Origin of the sequence: Rickettsia endosymbiont of Cardiosporidium cionae, assembly GCF_015476335.1 — a bacterium.
In the GTDB taxonomy this organism is placed as follows: domain Bacteria; phylum Pseudomonadota; class Alphaproteobacteria; order Rickettsiales; family Rickettsiaceae; genus JADHZC01.
Map to the genome: position 1 here is coordinate 116698 of NZ_JADAQY010000001.1, position 18162 is coordinate 134859.

Genomic DNA, 18162 nt, shown 5'->3' on the forward strand with positions numbered 1-18162 from the left:
ATAATACAGCAAATGTTATTGACAGAGATTAGTTTTTTTTGACATCATTAATATGAATGGAATTAATGTTAGAAATATAGTAAAAAATATTAAATTAATTTTTGCAATATATAAAAAACCTTGTTGATATACCATAATAGAATCCAAAGGCATTAGTGAATCTATACTATTGGTTTGGATTGAAAATGTCTTAGCGAATATAAAACCAGAGAAATTTGCTATTCCTATTGCTAACATGCTCATTCCCATAAATATACCCTTAAATTTTATAGGAGCAATCAAGCTAGATTGAGCTTGCACAAATGGTGTAACTATCACTTCTCCTATCGCTATGAAAAACAAAGCTAATAGAACATACATAGGATTCACATACCCGTTATTTGAAACAAGACATCCATAATATAGTGTTGCAAAGCATATACTAACAGATAATATACCAAAAGAAAATTTAAATAACTTGGTTCTAAAGCCTGTTTTACTTTCTCTACTTAATAAAAATGCAAATACTACCATTACAAAAGAATTAAATCCAGTAGCTATTACAGGGCTTGGTATGCTGAATCCAAATAGCTTTGTATTTACATTTCTTTCAATAAACAAACAAATTAATGATCCTAATTGCATCTCAAACGCAAAAAATATCATCATAAATATAAAAAATATAAATAATGTTAATGCATTTTTTTTATCTTGTATGTCCTTTATTAAATATAGCAAATAACTAATTGCTATTAATATGAGAATAGGTATAACAATAGCAAAATTGGTATAATTAACGAGTTTATAGCTATTTTTGAGTAAGATTGTAAGTAGAAATATTAGTATTATTGTACTAATAAAAAAAATGTTATTTACATTTTTTTTCTTCAAGATTGTTGCTTGATTTTTAAAAATATTACTGTGCTTATACAAGGTATACAATCCTATTAGCATACCTACTCCTGCGATAGAAAGCCCATAGTGTAATCCAAATATTTTACCTATATAACTGCAAGCAAAAGTAGATAACACAGCTCCTATATTAATTCCAGCATAAAATAGATTGAATCCATTAAAACGATCTTGATCACTATACTGATCGTTACTATAACATATACCTAATAAGTTGTTAATATTACCTTTAAAAAAACCACACCCAATAGCCACTGTAGCTAATCCTAGATATAAAAACTGCGCATGTAATTTTGTACAAAATATCAGCATATGCCCTAAACTTAGAACAATACCTCCTACAGTTACCATTTTGAGATATCCAAAATAATTGTCAGCGATCCATCCCCCTAGCACAGGCCCTATGAAAGAAATTGCTGAAAATAATGAATAGGTAGAAATTGCTTCTTTGTCTGATAGATTTAATTCAGAGATTAAAAATAATACCAAAATTGATCTAATACCATAATAGCTAAACCTTTCCCACACCTCTACACTAAATAATACTAACAAAAAATTAGGATAGCTTTTTTTCATATTAATGTAGTTATTGAAATTCTCTGTATCCTAATTTAGTTAGTCTGATTATTTTTTAATAAATACTTTAATACAGGTATTAGTAATAGGAATAATATAAAAATCACTGTATTAAACTGAAACATCTGTAAAAATCCCTGTTTATATACTTCTAAAGATTCTACAGGATTAAATATATTATCAGAAGAAGTTACCTTTGCAATATCAAAAATAGGAGTCCATGTTAAACCCAGCAAATTTGCAAATGACAATGATAACATGATCATACCCATGATCAGCCCTTTAAACCCTTGAGGAGACAATAAAGTAGCTTGTCCTTGTAAAAAAGGAGATATAAACACTTCCCCTATACTCATGATCAACAATCCTAATAATACCGGAATATAATTTACATAACCTTCATCATTAGCATAAACACACCCATAATATAATATTATAAATAATATGCTTACAGATAATATACCAAAAGCAAATCTTAACATATTGGATTTAGAATTTCGTTTTGCTATCAAAGTAAGCAATGTACCAAATATTACTATAGACAATGGATTAATAGCAGATGATGCAGCATTTGCTGATAAAAAATATTTTCCAAATATAAATTTATCTACATTTCTATGGATAAAAGTACAAAATATACTACCTAATTGCATTTCAAACATAAAAAATATCATAAAGAAAAATGTAAATATTATCAACGCTATTAAGTTTTTCCTTTCTTGAGCATTTTTTATTTTATATAACATCCATGTTATAATTGCGATAACCAGTACAAGTGACAAAATTTTAATAATATTTGATAAATACTGTATTTGTTGTATTACAGCGTAATACTTTAATAAATAAACAGAAAAGATAGTAAAAACTACAGCCAGGACATAAACTAAGTTATTTACTGAAGCTTTAGATATTGTTTGATATTTAACATCTTTAGTTATTGGAAGCACGTGGTGGTATTTTATAAATGTTATTAAACCTAATACCATTCCTAATCCTGCTAATCCGAAAGCATAATGATTGCCGAATTGATTGCCTATATAACTACAGATTATACCGGAAGTAACCCCTCCTAAATTTACCCCAACATAAAACAAAGTAAATCCATTGCTTCTATTTAAAGAATGTTCTTTATCATAACATGATCCAAGTAGATTGGTGATATTACCTTTAAAAAAGCCTGCACCTACGGCTATTAGTGCTAACCCTAGATATAAAAAATTATCATATATAGGGATTAGTGTCATAAACAAATGTCCTATACTAATTATGATTCCTCCAACTAAAACCATACGGGAGAACCCAAGCCATTTATCAGCAATCCATCCTCCAACAATAGGCCCTGCATAACTAAGTGCTGCATATATTGAATATATAGCATAGGAAGATTTATCTGATAATTGAAAATGTGATATTAAAAATAGTGTTAGAATTGCTCTCATACCATAATAAGCAAATCTTTCCCAAAATTCTACTAAAAATAGAATTATTAAAAATTTAGGAAATAACCGAGTATTTTCTTTAATTTGCATAATTTATATACCTTTTAATTTGAATGTTTAGTGATATTTGGTATAGTTTTACATTTAGTACTGGCAACATACTTAATTAAATAGGTTAATGCTGCAAATGTTATCCAACTTATTATAATTTTACCAGCCAATGTTAACACTCTGTTGCTATCAATAATTTGTTTATATAGTAAATATACTGAAATCAACATAGCTATTGGAGATAGTAAGAATAACATAGGAGATTTAAATATTCTGTGTTGATTAGGGTACTTAAAACGAAGGAACATTACAGATAATGTAATGACAATATTATTAGTTAATGTTCCCATACTTGATAAGCTGCTTAATAATTTATAAGAAGAGAATCCTGCAACAAGTGCTATCAACAAAGTAAATATTAGTATTATTTTATAAGGACTGTTATGTTTTGGGTGTAACTTAGACATAGTGGTTGGTAATAAATTATCTCGTGATACTACAAAAAAAATTCTAGTTATAGCATACATATTCAGCAGTATTGTTGATATCATGCCTAAGATTGCTCCTAAAGTCACAATTTTGCATCCAATACTGCTGTTGCACTCCTGCAGAGCCAGTATTAATGCACTACTGGTATTCAATTTTTTATAATATATCACACCAGTTAACACTGCTCCTACCAACATATATATTATGGTTGCTATTACAATAGAAACTATAATACCAATACCTAAATTATATTTAGGATTTTTACATTCTTCTGCTGTAGTTGCCAGCACCCCATACCCATTAAATGCAAAAAATAATATTGATGAACCTACTAATATTCCATTTTTACCAAAAGGCATAAAATCATTCCAATTATTTGGATTAACATTTTTATAAGATAAAATAATAAACACAGATATCGAACTCAGTTTTACTAATACTAGTATACGATTTACCATTTTACTTTCTTTAGTACCCAAATATAACAATATGCCCAGCAAAACCACTATAAAAACTGCCAATATATCAACATAGCCATTTTCTATTGATCCAGAGGCAATATATTTTGGTAACTCAATTCCTAAAGAATTGATAATGTTATTTAAGTAAGCTGACCAAGCTATTGCTACTGTTGCTGCTGCTCCCCCTAATTCTAATATTAAAATGGAAGCAGTTACCCAAGCAAATATCTCCCCAAAAGATAAATAACAATAACTATATACACCTCCTGATGTAGGTTGCATAGTTATAAGTTCTGTGTAATTTAGTGCCATAAGTATACACACTGTACCAGATATTAAATATGAAATTATAATTGCAGGACCTGTATAAATAGATGCGACGACCCCAGTCAAAATAAACACTCCAGAGCCTACTATAGAACCTATACCAAAAAATATTATATCCCAAGTGCCAAAAGATTTTATTAGTTTTTTAGTTTTGGTACTATCAATTGATAATATAGTCATGATAGACTTTTTATAAAAAATACTCATAATAGATCATACATCTTGATATAATTTAGTTAGAGATTTTTCCTTTACACACGGATCCAGAACAGATTCAGAATATTTTCGAATTCCTGAGAATCAGCACTAAAACCTCCATGTTAAAAAGTAAATATCCCTGATGGATATAAATTAAGAAGTCATTTTATGTTGTGTATATACACAACATAAACCAGCCTGAACAAGCAACAAATTTGGTCGTAACATTCGGCAACATTGATAAATGTTACAAAAAAAACCCATGGTAGTTCCTATAAAAAATACTTCTAACAAAATACTCAAATAACTCAAAGAACAGATTCTATTGAATAACTCCTCAGATAGGAGTCTTAATCTTAATCTTAACATTATATACCATAACAAGTATTCAACAACAAGAACCGAACCCAGGATACAATAACTTTGTTTTTATTGCAATAATTTAATTACTAATTACCCAATTTTCTTTGTGATCCACCCTCCACCAAGGATCTCTGTACCTTGGTATATAACACATGCCTGCCCTGGAGTAATGGCTTTAGCCTTATTGTACAATGTCACCTTAATTTCATCATCAGACTCTACAGATATTAATGCTGGCATCTCCTCTGTATTATGTCTAATTTTAACAGAAACTTTTATTTCTGTTTTACTAGGTAATTTTTTTATTAAATTTATTTTATTTATCAAAAAACTATTTTTTAATAGTGCTGACTCTGGCCCTACATAAATTCTATTTAATTTAGAATCTATTTTTATAACATATAGTGGATAAGGGAAAGCAATAGATATACCTCTTCTTTGACCTATTGTATAATTTGCTATACCATTATGTTGGCCTAATTCATATCCATCAATATGTAGAATCTTACCCTTATTTACAGTGTTTTTTTGTACTTTATATAACAATTCACGATAATTGCCTCCAGGGATAAAGCATATATCCTGGCTTTCAGCCTTATCGGCTACTGATAAACCGTATTTCAGTGCTAAATTTCTAGTTTGTTCTTTTGTAATATTACCAAGTGGAAACTCTAAATATTCCAATTGTTTTTGTGTGATATTAAATAAGAAATAACTTTGATCTTTTTTATTATCAACAGCTTTATGTAGTTCTAAAAGATTATTATTCTTAATTTTTCGTACATAATGCCCTGTAGCTAATGCGGTAGCTCCTAACTTTTGTGCAAATGTTAATAAATCTTTAAATTTAATATTTTGATTACACTGAATACAAGGTATAGGAGTCATACCATTATTATAAGTATCTATAAAATCATCTATTACAGTTTTTTTAAAATTATTTTCATAATTTAATACATAATGCGCTATTCCTATCTTTGATGCTACAGATTTTGCATCATATACATCTTGCCCTGCACAGCAACCAGATTTTCTATTAGATGAAGAAGTAGAGTGATCATATAATTGTAGTGTAATACCAACTACATGATGCCCTAATTCATGTAACATAGCTGCAACTGTAGAACTATCCACGCCTCCTGACATTGCTACTACTATCATAGTTTTTGTTATTTACTATTTGAGTTAAAAATTATTAGATATCTAGTGAATCTCATTACAGAATATTTGATTATAAAATATAAGTATAAATTCACACAACAACCTGCGCGGTACATCATAATATCAATTATAACTCTTGTCAAATATACTGTTCTATATTTACTTTAGAGCTAGATCTCTATCTTTGCAGTGAAGGTGTTTTCCAATTTTAAAAAAATATTTATTTTACTATCTTTAGAAATCAAAGATTTTTGGTATTTTAATTTATTGATTGATTCAAGTAATTCAGATTCATTATTAAAATAATATTTTATATTAAAATCAAAATTTGCTATGTAATCATCTAATAAAATAAATTTTTTTGCAATAACTCTAGTTTGGTTACTGCTATTCATCATATTACAATATATAACAACGGGGGATTTAACTTTAATTAGGTGAGCGTTTTCTTTCATGATATTTTCATTAAATATTGTAATTTCTAGTATTGAACTCAAATTAGATACTAATATTGTAATGAACCTACCATTTTTAGACATACGTGAATTTTTTTTTATTATAATTCCCACTATATTTATATGCTCTTGTTGTTTATTCAGAAGTTGATTTTCTGATAGATATGGGTCTAGATCTGAGTGAATAAGTATATCTTTTACAGTATTGAGAGGGTGATATTGTATAAACAGACCTACGATATCAAACTCGTTATATGCTAATTTATCTTCGGTAAACTCCTCTTGTTTTGATTTTTCTATTTTAGTTAATATATCTCTATTACTTGATGCTAATGTTAATAACTGCATTTGATTAGATAGAAGCTGCCTGTGATAAGTAATAGAATAGTTTATTAATTGTTCAACAAATTCTAGCAATATTCTTTGATTTTGATGTAATTCATAAAATACTCCTGCTTTTATAAGATTCTCTAATATACGTTTATTTATCAATTTTGGATTAATTTGTTCAATGAATTCTACTATATTTTTAAAATCTCCAATTTTTGATCTAATATCAACTATATGATTGCCTAGTGATAATGGAATATTTTTAAGAGCGGCAAAAGCAAATATTATAACTCTTTCTTCAATATCATTGTTATCTTTTACCTTTTGTGAAGTTGTTATAATATCAAACAAGTTGTTAGATTTGTTAATATTAGGAGGTAAAAATTTAATGCCAAATTTACTAGCTTCATATAGTAATGCATTTATTCTTTCACTATTATGTATTTCTAAATTTAATGCATTAACAAAAAATTCTATTGGGAAATTTGCTTTTAAATATGCCGTTTGATAAGAAATTATTCCATATGCAGAAGCATGAGACTTATTAAAACCATAACTTGCAAATTTTACTACTTGATCAAAAACATGTTGAGCAATATCAGTGGATATATTATTTTTTGCCACCCCTTGTAAAAATTTTTCCTTTTGAGATTCCATTTCTTTTTTAATTTTTTTACCCATTGCTCTTCTTAGTAAATCTGCTTCACCTAAGGTGTATCCTGCAAATTGTTGAGCAATTTCCATCACTTGTTCTTGATATACTATTACTCCATAAGTAGGTTCTAGTATATTCTTCAAGCTATCATGCATATAGTTGATATTTTGTTTACCATGTTTACAGTCAATGAATGTTTTGATATTATCCATAGGGCCTGGTCTATAAAGTGCCCCTAGTGCTATTATATCATCTATAGTATCTGGTTTTAGTAATTTTAGAATATTTTTAATCCCTGTGCTTTCAAATTGAAATACTCCAGTACTTAAACCAGATGATAGCATCTTATAAGTTTTATTATCATCATACGGTATTGTATCTATATCAATAGATATTCCTTGTTCAACGAGTCTATTAATAATTTTTGTTATTAAAGTTAATGTTTGTAATCCTAAAAAATCGAATTTTATTAGACCAGATAATTCACAGTATTTCATAGAATACTGAACTACCAAAATTGATGAATTAATGTCTTTATATATAGGTACAGTATCTATTAATTTTTCATTTGAAATAACTATACCAGCAGCATGTGTTGAAATATTTCTATTAAGCCCTTCCAGAGTTAACCCAATATCTAACACTTGTTTCATTACTGATATTTCTTCTTGAAAATTAGAAATAGCCTTACCTTTGTGTACATCTTGGAGTTCTGCAACTGTATTAATAGCTTGCTTTAATGTAACAGGTGATACAGCGTTAAAAGGAATAAGTTCACTTAGATAATCAGCAATTTCATACCTTACTCCTAATACCCTTGATACATCCTTTATCACAGATTTTGCTTGCATTTTACCGAATGTAATAATTTGAGCTACTTTATCATAACCATATTTTCTAGATACATACGTTACAACTTCTTCTCTTTTTTCCTGACAAAAATCTATATCAAAGTCTGGCATAGATATACGCTCGGGATTTAAAAATCTTTCAAAAAGTAACCTAAATTTTATTGGATCCAAATTTGTAATATCCAAGCTCCAAGCGGTTACAGACCCAGCTCCAGAACCTCTACCTGGCCCTACTGTAATGTTATTCTGTTTACTCCATTTTACAAAATCTGATACTATTAAAAAATATCCAGCAAAATTCATATTACAGATAATCTCCAACTCATAATTTAATCTTTGAAAATATTTATCTTTGATATCTTGTTGTTTAGCTACATCATGAATATTTTCATGTTGGATTTTTGTTTTCAGTTTTTTTTCTAATCCAGCTTTTGCTTCTTGTTTTATTAAATTATCTTGTGAAGATTCCTCCATAAAAATCGGAGGAATTACTTTTTTAGGTTCTGGTACAAAATAACATCTTTTTACTAGATGCGCTGTATTAGTAATTGCCTCTGGTAAATCTACAAATAATTCTTTCATTTCTTTAGAGGTTTTTAGATAACACTGATTACTTACCTTAGTTCTTTCTTGATCTTCCATCACAGTAGATTCAGATATACATAAAAGTACATCATGTTCTTTATGTTGATTAGGGTATAAAAATAATACTTTATTAGTAGCAATTAGAGCTATTTGAAGTTCAGAAGCAATATTTAGATATTCTCGCTCTATCTTTTTTTCATTTTCTAGATTGTGACGCATAATTTCAAAATAAAATCTATTACCAAAAACTGATTTTATTTCCTTACTAAACTTTATTGCCTCTAGATAATTCGATTTTATAAGTAATTGACCGATTATACCATCAGTATACCCTGATAATAATATTAAACCTTGATTATGTTTATATAAATCTTCACAAGTAATATGATTACAGACTTTTCTATCATTTTTTGTAAATGTTATAGCAATTAAATTTAATAGATTTTTATACCCTTCAGAATCTTTAACTAATAAAAGTAATTCTGCATAATATGGAATATCCTGACTATAATATAGTATATTAAGTATACACCCTTGTATTGGGTATATATTATGTACTTTTGCTGCTATAGTAAATTCTAATGCTGCAAATAAATTACCTTGATCTGCAATACATACAGAATTCATATTGCAATCTTTGACCAATTTACATAAATCTTCTATCAATATTGTACTTTTTAGTATTGAATAAGAAGTCTGCACCCGAAAATGTACAAAATGTTCTTCCTTGTGTTTCACTTTATCACCTAAAAATAGCAAAATTTAAAATCAGTTTATAAGTCTTAGCTGTAAATTATTAGCCGTATAAATTTCATATTAATATATTTAAAAAATACATCAATATCAATATCGATATCAGAATGCTATTGACTGAAATAAATATTCATTTTTCGAGAATTTTATTTCAATTAATATATGTTCGTATAGCTATATTACTATATATGGCATTTAGAATAATTCTATTATTATTTTATTAACTGTGATATGGTATTGGCAGCGGCAATCTAGGATTGTTAATGAGTTTAATTTTATTATAAAAACTGGGTATAAGTTATGTATGGAGACATTACTATAGCATATGGGGACGGGATAGGCCCTGAAATTATGAAGTCTGTTGTTAAAATTTTAAAAAAAGTTGATAAAAAGCTAGAGTTTAAAGAAATTAAAATAGGGGAGCATATGTATAATAGGTCATATTCTTCAGGAATTTCTGAACATGATCTAGATGCAATTAAAAGCTCAGAAGCCTTCTTAAAGGCACCTATCACAACGCCTCAGGGAGGAGGCTATAAAAGCTTAAATGTTACAATAAGAAAATTGTTTGGGCTTTATGCTAATATCAGGCCAGCAATATCCTATCATCCTTTTATTAAGACATTATATCCAAATCTGGATGTAATAGTAATAAGAGAAAATGAAGAGGATCTATATTCCGGGATAGAATATAGAAGCAGCCATGACCTAAGAGAAGCAATAAAAATTACCACAATAACAGGATGTAAAAAAATTATACGTTATGCTTTTGAATATGCAGTTAAGAATAAACGTAAAAAAGTTACATGCTTAACAAAAGATAATATTATGAAATTTTCAGAGGGAATATTTCATAAAATATTTGATGAAATCGCTCAAAATTATCCAGACATTATCGCTGAACACTATATAGTGGATATAGGAACAGCAAAGATAGTAAGTGATCCTGCTAGATTCGATGTTATTGTTACTTCAAACTTATTTGGGGATATAATATCTGATGTCACAGCTGAAATGTCTGGTTCAGTAGGGTTATCCGGCTCAGCTAATATAGGAGATGATTTTGCTATGTTTGAAGCAATACACGGTTCTGCCCCTAGGCTCGCAGGACAAAATATTGCAAATCCTTCAGGGCTACTTAATGCCGCAATTATGATGCTAAGACACATAGGAAAAATAAAATCAGCCGCTCTGATAGCAAATGCTTGGAGAAAAACTATAGAAGATGGAATACATACAGCAGACATATATAATGAAGCTTATTCTACAAAAAAAGTAACCACAACAGATTTTACTCAGGCTATTATCGATAGGTTAGGGCAGAATCCCGACAAATTAGCTACGGTAAAATTTAGTGACGGTAACAAGTCCCAACAATTGCTAGAACCCATAAAATATGTAATTGACACTCAAGAGACAAAAGTTTTAGTTGGATTTGATTTATATATGAATATTCAAATAGATTCTATTAGTAGATTAGTAGATAAAATAAACTCTTTGCTAGGTAAAAATTCTGATATTTTTATCAATAATATTTCTACTAAAGGATTAAAAATATGGCCAAATTCTTCAGTAAAAAAGATTGTATCTGACCATTATTGTTTTAGATTTTTATCTAAAACACCAAAACAAGTTGAGCGTTCTAATATCACATCGCTCCTGAGTAAATTAGATGAATCAGAAATGGATTATACGAAAGTTATATGTTTATACAGATTCGGCAATGAAATCGGATATTCTTTATTGCAAGCTGAATAATACGAGTAACTATAATTTAGTTACTCCTATATATTAGCAACATTTGGCACGTATTATACTAAACGTTAATAAAGAATGATTTACTGTCTATAGTGCTTTTTTGTTTAGATAATTCATTTAAGTATTCAGTATTTTGTCTTATATATATATCCTGTGCTTGGATTTCGTCAGATTCTGATAATAAAACGCTTCTATGTATTATATTTTCTAATTCTCTGACATTTCCTGGCCAAGAATAGTTATTTATTTTTTCTATTGCTCCTTTAGAAAGTATTTTTTTATTTAAATTGTTATAACTAGTATATTTATTAATAAAATACTTAGCGAGAGGTATTATATCATCTTTTCTGTGTTGTAATACAGGAATTGGAATATTAATTATGTTGAGTCTAAAATAAAGATCTGCTCTAAAGTTATTATTTAAAATTTCTTGCTCTAAATTTTTATTTGAAGTAGCAATAATTCTTAAATCAATTTTTGTAGGAATATTAGAACCTATTCTGTTTATTTCTTTTTCTTGTATTGCCCTCAGTAGCTTGGATTGTAATCTAACATCCATTTCACTAATTTCATCTAGCAATAACGTTCCACCAGAAGATTTTTCAAATTTACCTATTCTTTTTATCAATGCTCCAGTGAATGATCCTTTTTCGTAACCAAATAGTTCAGATTCAATTAAATTTTCAGGAATTGCCGCACAATTAACTGCAACAAACGGCATATTTTTTCTATTACTATTTTCATGAATATATTGTGCTATGACTTCCTTTCCTGTACCAGATTCTCCTGTGATTAAAACATTTGCATTGGATTTAGATATTTTATTAGCAATTTTCAATATTTCTTGCATTACAAGGGATTCTACAATTAATCTCGAAGTTTTATGGATAGTATTTTTGTCTACAGATTTTATTAATGTATCTATTAAGGATTTTGTATCAGAAGGTAGTAGGAAAAATTTTTCAGCTCCTTTATTGATGCTATCTACTGATTTCTGTATAGAGCAACCTATACCATAGGACATTATACAAGATATCAACTTTCTAGCATTGATCATTTTGATGAATGAAGTGATATCAATTTCTACATCTATTAGTAGCCATTTTGTTAATTTATCTAAATAGATTGATGAATCTTCAATAGTATTAACAAATATTACCTCTATATCATGAGCCTTTAAAACTTTTATTACCTCAAAGATTTCATCATGAATTTTGCCTATAATTAGTAATTTATTCACAATAATCGCTTACTTCCAAAATTTCTTTAAGATACCTAAGAAACTATTCTAGACTAAAATTATAATTTTCATTACAGATAAAGTTGTACCAGTATTCATTTATTATACCAGTGTGGTATAATTATGTTGAACTCATTATTTTCTATGGTAAGTTTTTTAGATGGTATTTGTGAATAATCTTCGTTATTTAATAGTACCAATGCTTGATTTTGATAAATAGAACAGAAAATACCTATTTTTTTATTATTAAACCAAATGCGTGTTTTCTCTTTTTCGTGGTCTATATTATGTTCGGATATTAGTTGATATACGTTTTTTCTTACGACTCCTTGATATTTAGTTCTAGAAATTAATTCTTGTCCGATGTAACAACCTTTGCTGTAACTGATCCCTGATAACTCATCTGCCCCGTATTCTATAGGAATAGATTTTTTAGCTATTAAATCTATGTATCCATCAATAATACCGTATTTATACTTATCTATTATATACAGATCATTTATCTTATTTAATTTGCTAGTTTGATATACAATATCTTTTCTATAAAATATTGATCGGTAACCAAGATTTTCATATCTAGGATCTCTAAAAGACATAATAGCAATATTTGATAAATCATTATTTGAATATGTTATATAATATTCATCTGATACATCAGTTATTTCAATATTTTCATTGAGTTTATATATAACAAGATAATCAATTAATGATTGTTTTTGATTGATATTAATTTCAATAAGGAGTTCCGTATCTGAATTTTGATATACAAAACAATCAAATAAGTATCTAGCCTGATTATTTAATATATAATTGTATGAATATTTTTTATTTAATACGTCATTTGTAGTGATTTTTTGTAAAAAATTCCTGGAATTATTTCCAACTACAGATACTACAGAGTAATTAGATAATATTTCATACATAACTTAAAACTGTATTTTTTTATTAATATAACTAACATTATTTGATAATGAATATTATTTGATAATTTTAAAAAATATATCATCCAGGTTAGGATTAATCACTTGTATATCTTTGATTTTAATATTTAAAGACAATATTATATTTAATATATCGTTTATATCATCTTCTGTTGATATATTAAATCGAATTTTATTATCCTCTACCAAGCTGTATTTGGCATTATTATGTTGACCTTGTATATTATGTGATATTTTTTGTGTAAACTCTACATCTATATATTTCGAACCAAATTTTTTGAGTAATTTTTCTTTTGTATCTCGATATAAAATTTGACCATGATTTATAAATGCAATTTCGTCACATAATTCTTCTGCTTCTGCTAGATAATGAGTAGTAATTATTATTGTATGTCCTTTTTGATTGAGTGTTTTGATATATTTCCACAGATTTGAACGTAATTCTACATCTACTCCTGCGGTGGGTTCATCTAATATTAAAATTTTAGGAGAATGTACAATAGCTTTTGCTACTAAAAACCTACGTTTCATCCCTCCAGATAATTCTTTAGGTAATTTATCTTTTTTTTCATATAGATCTAGTATTTTCAATATTTTATCTGATTGCCTATCTTTAGGTTTTATCCCGTAGTAACCAGCTGCAAACTCCAATGATTCTCTTATAGTAAAAAAACTATCTACTACTATCTCTTGAGGCACTATACCTATCAATGAACGTGCTAACTTAGGTTGTTTATCTATATCTACTGAATCTATTTTAACTACACCAGAAGTTTTATTTGTAGTACCAGCTAATATATTTATAATACTAGATTTACCTGCACCATTTGGCCCTAATAATCCAAAAATTTTACCTTTCTGTATAGTTAAACTTATTTCATCTAATGCAGTTTTTTGTTTTTCTAGATCTGTACTTGGATAAAATTTTGTTAATTTTTCTATAATAATTGCTTGCTTACACATAAAAATTTCTTCTATTTTCCTATTGTATTATAATAAATATGAATTATTTGATTTAATAATTTATCGATTTTTTTTGTTATCTTCACTAACAATAGTTTTAAAATTTCTTATCTGTATTGAACATGTATATGCTACTGCTAGTGCGTCTGTTTCATCTATTGAGATATCTTTAGGTGTATTATTTATTATTAAAGGTATCATATATTGCATTTGTTTTTTATTAGCATGGCCCGTACCGGATGTTGTTTTTTTTATGTGGTTAGGCTTATATTCATAAAATTCTATATTATATTGCCCTATTAATGACATCAAAGCCCCCCTTACATAACCTAACTTTAAAGACGACAATGCATTAGAACTTATAAATGTTTCTTCCATTGCTATTATTTGCGGATTATATAACAAAATAACATTTTGCATCATTTCATTGATATAAAATAGCTTTTTATGAATCTTATCTACTTTGCTGCCTTTTACTGTACCACTATCAATGAAGCTGATTTTATTCTCTATTACTTGAATTACAGCCCAGCCGAGCTGAGATATAGCAGGGTCTATACCTAATAAATACATTTATCAATTTTTATTTGTATTAAATCACAGTATCGATATTAGAATTAATACCATTACTTCAAATCATTATTTATTTTTCAGGCTATAGTATAACATGGGGATAATAATTAAACTACATATAGTTCCTATACTCATCCCTCCTGTAATAACCAATCCTATAGAATTTCTAGCAGCAGCACCTGAACCAGAAGACATAGCCAATGGAATTGCTCCTAATATTGTAGCTATAGTAGTCATTAATATTGGTCTTAGCCTCAATTTTGCTGACTCTATTATAGATTCTAATATAGGTTTTCCTAGATCATTCAATTGATTAGCAAATTCTACTATCATTACTGAGTTTTTAGCTATCAACCCTATCAATGTAATTAAACCAATATTACTATACATATTTAAACTATTATTAAAAATATATAGTGATACTACACCTCCGGCCATAGAGAATGGTACTGCAAATAACACAATTAATGGATCTAGAAAATTATTGAACTGAATTGAAAGTATCAGATATATAAAAACTATTGCTAATGGAAATAGGAATAAAAAATCTGAGCCTGAATCATTCAACTGTTTTATTTCTCCTCCATACTCAATAGTGATATTGTTAGTTTCTATAATTGGAGTCAAAATTTTATTTAAAGCATTAATAGCTATTCCTATATTAAAATTCTTATTTATATTTGCTGTAACTTTAATAGATCTTAAGTTATTATAATGCGAATATTGATTTTGTATTCCATGTTCTCTTTTTTTGATTAACGATCCTACAGGAATTAATTGATTTTGATTATTCTTCACCAATATTGAATCTAGGATATTAATAGTATTTTTATTCTTTTTATTATAATGCAAAACTACATCATAAATATTATTACCCATTATAAAGTCACTAATATTGTTATCAGATATAGTATATCTCAGTTCATTTGCTATATCTAATACTGAAATTCCATATTGGTGCGCTTTATTCTTTTCTATTACTACATCTATTCCTGGAGTGGATGTATCAAAATCTGATGAGATATTAGTAAAAATTTTACTATCATGCATTTCATTCATGATTTGTTCAGATATTTTTTCTATTTTAGAATATTCTCCGCTAGATTGTACATAAAATGCTATTACATCAGCTCCGCTGTTACCAAGAGATCTAGGATTTTTAGCAAAGATAGACATATATGAGCTAATAGAACTAAAAGATAAGTTTAATTCATTCACTATTTGTTGCTGAGATTTTTTTCTTTTATTCCAATCTTTTAAAATAATGAAAGCCAATGCAGTATTTTCTCCTTGATATCCTGAAACTTGCAAATATGATTCAATATCAGGGTGATTATTCAAAATTTGTTGTGATTCAAGAACTACTGAATCAGTTTTATTTAAAGTAGAACCTTCAGGGCCTTCGTAAGACAAGATAATAAAACCTTGATCTTCTTCAGGTACAAAAACCGTATTTATAACTTTTAAAGTGAATATAATCACTATAATGGATAAAGCAATACTGACAAAAGCTATTTTTTTATTATTTAATGATTTTTTTAATAAAATAATATATTGATTCTGTAGTTTTAATAGATATTTATCAAAAATTTTTAATAATGTTATTTTTGTTTGTGTTGTAGTATTTACAAGTCTACTTGACATCAATGGTGTAAGTGTAAGAGCTACCATCCCAGAGAATAATATACAAAATGCTAATGTCCAAGCGAACTCAATAAATAATTTACCTATCATTCCTTCAAGAAATCCTATGGGTAAAAATACGGCGGCTAAGGTTATTGTCATAGCAATCACTGCAAATCCTACTTCTTGGGAACCTTCTAATGCAGCTTTTATAGGAGATTTTTTAAGTTCTACAAAATGTCTTGTAATATTTTCTAACACTACAACAGCATCATCTATAACCAGACCTATTGCAAGCATCATAGCAAGCAAAGTAAAAATATTTAGTGTAAATCCTAGTAATTGAATTATGATACATGTAGCAATTAAAGATATAGGAATAGTCATAAGAGGTATTAATGTAGTAACTACTGAACCTAAAAATAGATATATGACTAGTGTAACTAATATAATTGCTTCAAATATAGTATATAGTAACCCGTCAATAGATTCCTTGACTGGGATTGATTGATCATATGCAATATTAATTTTTACAGAATCAGGTAATATCTTATTCAATTCGGATATTGCTTTGTTTGTTTGATCAGCTAAATCAATAACATTGGCTCCTGATTTCAATACCAACCCTAACCCTAACGAATTTATACCATTATATTTCAGTAAAACTTTTACATCTAACGCATCAAGTTTTATATCAGCAACATCTTTAAGCTTTATAATTGCACCATTTTTATAAGTTTTTACTATAATTTTTTCAAAATCTTCTACCTGATTCATTTCAGAATTTAGTTTTACAATAAAATTTTTATTTCTGGTTTCAATAGTACCGATAGGGAAATTTTGGTTCTGTGATTTTATAGAATTTACAATTTCTTGATTTGATAATGTATGGCTATACATATCTACTATTCTTGGTTCTATGATCATTGCATATTTTTGTCTTCCAAATGTCTGAATTTCTCCTACAGTAGGTAACCTTTCTAAAACTGTTTCTACTTGATTTTCTACTATTCTAGTTAGTTCCAATAAATTATGTTTATTGCTATTAATACTTATCCAAATACTTGGGAAATTGCCTTGCTCTACTTTGGATATGATAGGAGAATCCATATTTTTTGGCAAATCAGATAATATTTTTGATACCTTATCTCTTACATCATTTAATGCTATTTCTATATCAGTATCCAATTTAAATATGATATTTACTATACTTGAAGAGTAACCACTACTAGATGATACGAAATCTACATTTTTTAGTGTTTTTATGGATTCTTCTATTCTATTGGTGACTTGACTTTCCATATATGCAGAATCTGCTCCTTGATATATAGAATTGATACTGACTACAGGCTGATCTATGTTGGGTGTGCTTCTTATTTGTAATTTAGCATAAGAAATAATACCTAAAATTACTAATATCAGATTTATGACTATACCAAATACAGGTTTTTTTATAGAGATGTCTGAAATTAACATTAT

10 protein-coding genes and 1 pseudogene are annotated in these 18162 nt (G+C 27.8%); 1 reads left to right on the forward strand and 10 read right to left on the reverse strand.

All coding sequences use genetic code 11. From position 1 onward, the window contains the following. Positions 1-15 precede the first annotated feature (15 nt). The 5 genes and pseudogenes from IHI24_RS00485 to dnaE form a co-directional block, all read right to left on the reverse strand. A complete protein-coding gene (locus IHI24_RS00485) occupies positions 16-1467 on the reverse strand; it encodes a peptide MFS transporter (RefSeq protein WP_194966111.1) in 1452 nt (483 codons plus the stop codon). A 35-nt stretch (positions 1468-1502) separates the two neighbouring features. Further along, positions 1503-2996 carry a peptide MFS transporter gene (locus IHI24_RS00490; protein WP_194966112.1) on the reverse strand — a complete coding sequence of 498 codons (1494 nt, stop codon included), beginning with the start codon at positions 2994-2996 and terminating at the stop codon, positions 1503-1505. 14 nt (positions 2997-3010) lie between these two features. Further along, on the reverse strand, positions 3011-4441 hold the full coding sequence (locus IHI24_RS00495; RefSeq protein WP_194966113.1) for an amino acid permease: 1431 nt from the start codon (positions 4439-4441) through the stop codon (positions 3011-3013). Between the two features lie 444 nt (positions 4442-4885). Beyond that, complete coding sequence (gene mnmA, locus IHI24_RS00500; RefSeq protein WP_194966114.1) at positions 4886-5956, reverse strand: tRNA 2-thiouridine(34) synthase MnmA; 1071 nt, start codon at positions 5954-5956, stop codon at positions 4886-4888. A 221-nt stretch (positions 5957-6177) separates the two neighbouring features. Continuing rightward, positions 6178-9570 (reverse strand): annotated as a pseudogene (gene dnaE, locus IHI24_RS00505) (DNA polymerase III subunit alpha); the annotation flags it as partial. Between the two features lie 315 nt (positions 9571-9885). Between dnaE and IHI24_RS00510 the strand changes: the two are divergent. Next, positions 9886-11343 (forward strand): NADP-dependent isocitrate dehydrogenase, encoded by a 1458-nt coding sequence (locus IHI24_RS00510; protein ID WP_194966116.1) that lies wholly within the window; start codon positions 9886-9888, stop codon positions 11341-11343. Between the two features lie 58 nt (positions 11344-11401). Here IHI24_RS00510 and IHI24_RS00515 read toward each other — a convergent pair whose 3' ends face one another. The 5 genes from IHI24_RS00515 to IHI24_RS00535 form a co-directional block, all read right to left on the reverse strand. After that, the gene (locus IHI24_RS00515; RefSeq protein ID WP_194966117.1) at positions 11402-12583 is read right to left on the reverse strand and encodes a sigma-54 interaction domain-containing protein; all 1182 of its coding nucleotides are present in this window, start codon (positions 12581-12583) and stop codon (positions 11402-11404) included. A gap of 95 nt (positions 12584-12678) precedes the next feature. Next, positions 12679-13506, reverse strand: coding sequence for a CAF17-like 4Fe-4S cluster assembly/insertion protein YgfZ (gene ygfZ / locus IHI24_RS00520; protein ID WP_194966118.1), 828 nt, complete (start codon positions 13504-13506; stop codon positions 12679-12681). Between the two features lie 54 nt (positions 13507-13560). Beyond that, a complete protein-coding gene (locus tag IHI24_RS00525; protein WP_194966119.1) occupies positions 13561-14487 on the reverse strand; it encodes an ABC transporter ATP-binding protein in 927 nt (308 codons plus the stop codon). A 60-nt stretch (positions 14488-14547) separates the two neighbouring features. Next, on the reverse strand, positions 14548-15060 hold the full coding sequence (gene ruvC / locus IHI24_RS00530) for a crossover junction endodeoxyribonuclease RuvC (protein ID WP_194966120.1): 513 nt from the start codon (positions 15058-15060) through the stop codon (positions 14548-14550). A gap of 66 nt (positions 15061-15126) precedes the next feature. Continuing rightward, positions 15127-18159: an efflux RND transporter permease subunit gene (locus IHI24_RS00535; RefSeq protein WP_194966121.1), complete on the reverse strand. Its 3033-nt coding sequence runs from the start codon at positions 18157-18159 to the stop codon at positions 15127-15129. Positions 18160-18162 lie beyond the last annotated feature (3 nt).

What these genes read in the sequence shown, in the direction of transcription:
- mnmA (WP_194966114.1), bottom strand. Translation starts at nt 5,956, where the DNA reads ATGATAGTAGTAGCAATGTCAGGAGGCGTGGATAGTTCTACAGTTGCA.
- ruvC (WP_194966120.1), bottom strand. Translation starts at nt 15,060, where the DNA reads ATGTATTTATTAGGTATAGACCCTGCTATATCTCAGCTCGGCTGGGCT.
- IHI24_RS00490 (WP_194966112.1), bottom strand. Translation starts at nt 2,996, where the DNA reads ATGCAAATTAAAGAAAATACTCGGTTATTTCCTAAATTTTTAATAATT.
- IHI24_RS00510 (WP_194966116.1), top strand. Translation starts at nt 9,886, where the DNA reads ATGTATGGAGACATTACTATAGCATATGGGGACGGGATAGGCCCTGAA.
- ygfZ (WP_194966118.1), bottom strand. Translation starts at nt 13,506, where the DNA reads ATGTATGAAATATTATCTAATTACTCTGTAGTATCTGTAGTTGGAAAT.
- IHI24_RS00485 (WP_194966111.1), bottom strand. Translation starts at nt 1,467, where the DNA reads ATGAAAAAAAGCTATCCTAATTTTTTGTTAGTATTATTTAGTGTAGAG.
- IHI24_RS00495 (WP_194966113.1), bottom strand. Translation starts at nt 4,441, where the DNA reads ATGAGTATTTTTTATAAAAAGTCTATCATGACTATATTATCAATTGAT.
- IHI24_RS00525 (WP_194966119.1), bottom strand. Translation starts at nt 14,487, where the DNA reads ATGTGTAAGCAAGCAATTATTATAGAAAAATTAACAAAATTTTATCCA.
- IHI24_RS00535 (WP_194966121.1), bottom strand. Translation starts at nt 18,159, where the DNA reads ATGTTAATTTCAGACATCTCTATAAAAAAACCTGTATTTGGTATAGTC.